General features: G+C 74.7%; 3 protein-coding genes. All 3 read right to left on the bottom strand.

The genetic code is table 11. The annotated features are described in order from the left end of the window. Window positions 1-21: 21 nt before the first annotated feature. Window positions 22-852: a helix-turn-helix domain-containing protein gene (locus ACFV6I_RS35570; protein WP_380430035.1), complete on the bottom strand. Its 831-nt coding sequence runs from the start codon at window positions 850-852 to the stop codon at window positions 22-24. Between the two features lie 112 nt (window positions 853-964). Further along, a complete protein-coding gene (locus tag ACFV6I_RS35565; protein ID WP_380430031.1) occupies window positions 965-1807 on the bottom strand; it encodes a class I SAM-dependent methyltransferase in 843 nt (280 codons plus the stop codon). Further along, the gene (locus ACFV6I_RS35560) at window positions 1804-3381 is read right to left on the bottom strand and encodes a 4-hydroxyphenylacetate 3-hydroxylase family protein (protein WP_380430028.1); all 1578 of its coding nucleotides are present in this window, start codon (window positions 3379-3381) and stop codon (window positions 1804-1806) included. The genes ACFV6I_RS35565 and ACFV6I_RS35560 overlap by 4 nt, the downstream gene beginning before the upstream one ends. Between the last annotated feature and the right edge of the window lie 225 nt (window positions 3382-3606).

Here is a 3606-nt window from a genome sequence, read left to right as displayed (position 1 = left end):
GCCGCGCGCGCGCCTATTGTGTTAGGCGATGTTTTGGCACCCCGCGGCCGGGGCGGCGGCGCCGTGCGGGGTGAACAGCAGCACCGTCGCGGTCGGGTCGTCCACCGGGTGGAAGGACGACAGCGTCAGCCGGACCGGTCCGAGCCCGGCCGGCTCGACGGTGACGGTGCGGACGGTCAGCTCCGCCACCGAGTGGCAGCCCCACCAGTGCCGGAACTCGGGCGCGTCCTCGTCCAGGTGCCGGTAGACCTCGCCGGTGCGGGGGTCGGCCAGGGCGGGGCCGGCCTGCGCCCGGAACTGCTGGAAGACGTTCATCGCGAGCGGTTCCCAGTCGCGGAACACGGCCCGCACCCGGTGGTCGGCGGCCATCACCCACATCAGGTTGCGCCGGTCGGCGGGGACGAACTCGGGCGAGCCCCAGAGCGCGACCCAGGCGGCGTTCCAGCCGAGCAGGTCGAAGTGGCGGTCGAGCAGGACGGCCGGGCTGGTGGGCCAGGAGTCCAGGACCGGCCGGATGGCCTCGGCGAGCCGGTCGGCACCGTCCTCCGAGGCGGCGGCCGCCGTCGGCTCGTGGTAGCCGGCCAGGCGCATGGCGTGCCGCAGCCCGGCCGCGTCCAGCCGCAGCACCCGGGCGATCGCCTCCAGCACCTGCCGGGAGGCGGTGACCCGCCCCTGCTCGACCCAGGTGTACCAGGCCAGGCCGACGCCGGAGAGGGAGGCGACCTCCTCGCGGCGCAGACCGGGGGTGCGGCGCCGGGTGGTGGCGGTGAGGCCGACGTCGGAGGGCTTGAGGAGCTCGCGATGGGCGCGCAGGAAGGCGCCGAGTTCCCTGCCTGCGGGGGGAGTTGACACGGTTGGCTCCTCGGCCCTGGTCGGTGCCGTCGAATGCGGGGGTGTGGGCTGCCACCAGCGTAGACGCAGCCCGCCGCTCACCCCAGGGGTGAGCGGCGGGCTACACATGTTGTTAACGAGACGTCAGCTGCCACAGCCGGACGGGCATGTGGCTGACGTGGCCGCGCTCCTGCTGCCGACGCCAGGCGCTCTCGCCGACGGCGCGGAAGAAGGCGGGCCGCTGCTGCGCCGGCACCGCACGGCTGTAGTAGTCCCCGAAGGTGGCGGCGTGGAAGTGCTCGTACTGGGCGGCGCCGTCGACGGTGACCACGGCGTCGCGCTCCAGGTGGCCGGCCACCGCGAGGTGCGGGCCCACCACCGCCGCGAGTTCGTCGACGGTCCTGGTCCGGGTCGCGATCGGCAGCACCCCGGCACGCTCCAGGACGCCGGGCACCTCGTCGTACGGGGTGCCGAGGGCGACCAGGGCGTCGCGGACCAGCTCGTCCTCGCCGCCGAGGCCGCGCTCGTCCCGGGCCGGGTGGTAGGTGGTGAGCAGGAAGCGGCCGCCGGGGGCGAGGTGGGCGGCGGCCCAGGCGAAGATCCGCTCCTCGTCCGGGTACAGCCAGTGCAGCACCGAGGTCTGGGTGATCAGGTCGGCCCGGAACGGCAGCGGCTCGGGCACGGTGAGGTCGGCCCGGTGCAGGGCGACCCGCTCGCCGTAGGGCTGGAGCCGGACGGCGGCCTCGGCGATGCGGTGCTCGGAGCGTTCCAGGCCGACGGCGCGCCGCAGGGAGGGGAAGCGCTCCAGAGCCTCCTGGAGCAGCTGGCCGATCCCGCTGCCGAGGTCGATCAGGGACTCGGGGGCTCCGGTGACCTGGTCGAGCACCCAGTCACGGTCCTGGACCTGGCGCAGCCGGCTGGCGTCGGCGTACCCCGCGAGGGTGCGGGCCTGGATCTCGACGGCGGACGTGCTCACGGCTGGTTCTCCTCCACGGTGGACGGCTGTGCGGTGGACGGCTGGTCGGTAGCTGGCTGCTCCGCGGCGGACGGCTCCGCGGCGCCGGGCTGCTCCGCGACACCCTGGTCGACCAGCTTCAGCAGCCGTTCGCGGGCGGCGCTCTGGTCGTAGCGCTTGAAGAGGTTGATCCGGTTGCGGGCCAGGTCGCCCCGGTGCACGTACTCGTAGAGGTCCTGGCGCTGGCCGAAGCCGTCGCCGGTCAGCTCCCAGGCGATCCGGAAGAGCCGGGCCTTGCGTTCGGCGTCGATGTCCCGGCCGCGCATGTAGCGGTCCAGGTGCGGGCGCAGCCGGGGGTTGGCGAGGTCCCCGGCGGTGGGCTGGATGAGCAGCCCGGAGGCGCCGATCTTGCGGACGATCTCGACCGCGCTGCCGGCCACCTCGGCCGACCAGACCCGGGAGGCCGCCGTGTCGCCGGGGGCGAACAGGCCGCCGTCGGTGAGGCCGCCGCGCGCCTCGGCGGCGTCGAGGAAGTACTCGGTCAGTTCGGCGTACCCGGCGAGGCGGCCCAGGTCCTCCTGGATGTTGCGGAAGCCGTCCACGCCGATCGACTCGGCGACCAGGGTGGCACTGGCCAGCAGGGTCCGCAGCCGCTCGCGGTAGCGGATGTGGCCGACGTAGGCGCTCCAGGCGTTGATCCGGCCGAGGCCGGTGCGCGCCAGGTTCGCGTCGCGCAGCAGGAAGACGCGGTCCCAGGGCACCAGGACGTCGTCGAAGAAGAGCATCGCGTCCTGCTCGTCGAACCGCGCGCCGAGCGGGTGGGCGTGCCCCCAGGAGGCGCTGCCGAGCGGTTCGCGGGCGAGGGTGATCAGGCCGGGGGTGTTGAGCGGCAGGGCGAACCAGGTCACGAACTGCTCGCCCCGGCCCTCGGTGAACGACGCCGAGAGGTAGACCAGCACCTCGTGGGCGATCGGGGCGAGCGTGGTGAGCTGCTTGGCGCCGCGCACCACGATGCCCCGGTCGTTCTCCTCCACGACGCGCAGGGCGAGGTCGGGGTCGTCGAGCGGGTTGGCGGAGCGGTCGATCTGCGGGTCGCCGAGGGCGTGCGAGAGGACCAGGTCGTTGCTCGCGCAATGCCGGTACCACGCCTCGGCGTTGGCGCCGAAGCGCGGGTCGGCGCCGGCCAGCCGGTGCCGGAAGTCGTAGACGCCGACGGCGATCGAGGCCATGAAGGCGGGTGAGCGGCCCTGCTGTCCGAGTGCCTCGGCGTGCCACAGCTCGGCGCTGCGGCGCTGGAGCCGCAGGTCCTCCAGGGTGCGCGGGGGCTGGTAGGCGCGGGCCAGCCGCAGGCCGCTGTCCGGGTCCTCCCAGGTGAGCAGGTCGCGGTGGGCCGGGTCGTGCTGGAGGTCGATCAGGCGGGCCAGTTCGTCCACGGCCGGGCGGAACGCGGGGTGCTCGGCGGGGTTCGCGATGCGCTTGCCGTCGAGGTAGAGCTCGCGGCCGTCGTCCAGTTCGGCCCGGTACCGGTCGCCGGTCAGCAGGCCGCGGGCGGTGGCGGGTGCGCCGCGGCCGGTGATGGTGCCCAGCAGTGTCATGCGCCAACTCCGTTTGATGTCAAGGGTTCAAGGGTTCAAGGGCTTCGGGTCGATCACGCGGTACCGGCCGTCGTGGTACAGCAGCGGGTCGCCGTCGCCGCGGTCCGCGGGGGCGACCGGGGGGGACAGGATGGTGTGGTGGCCGCCGGGGGGGGGGGGCGGGGCCCGGGGGGCCGGCCCGGGGGGGGGGGGGGGGCGGGGCGGGGGGGGCGGGGGCGCCGTCCG

The sequence above is a fragment of the Kitasatospora sp. NPDC059803 genome (assembly GCF_042732255.1).
Classification (GTDB): domain Bacteria; phylum Actinomycetota; class Actinomycetes; order Streptomycetales; family Streptomycetaceae; genus Kitasatospora.
Note: the sequence above shows the minus strand (reverse complement) of the source record. Positions and strands in the feature narration are given on the sequence as shown.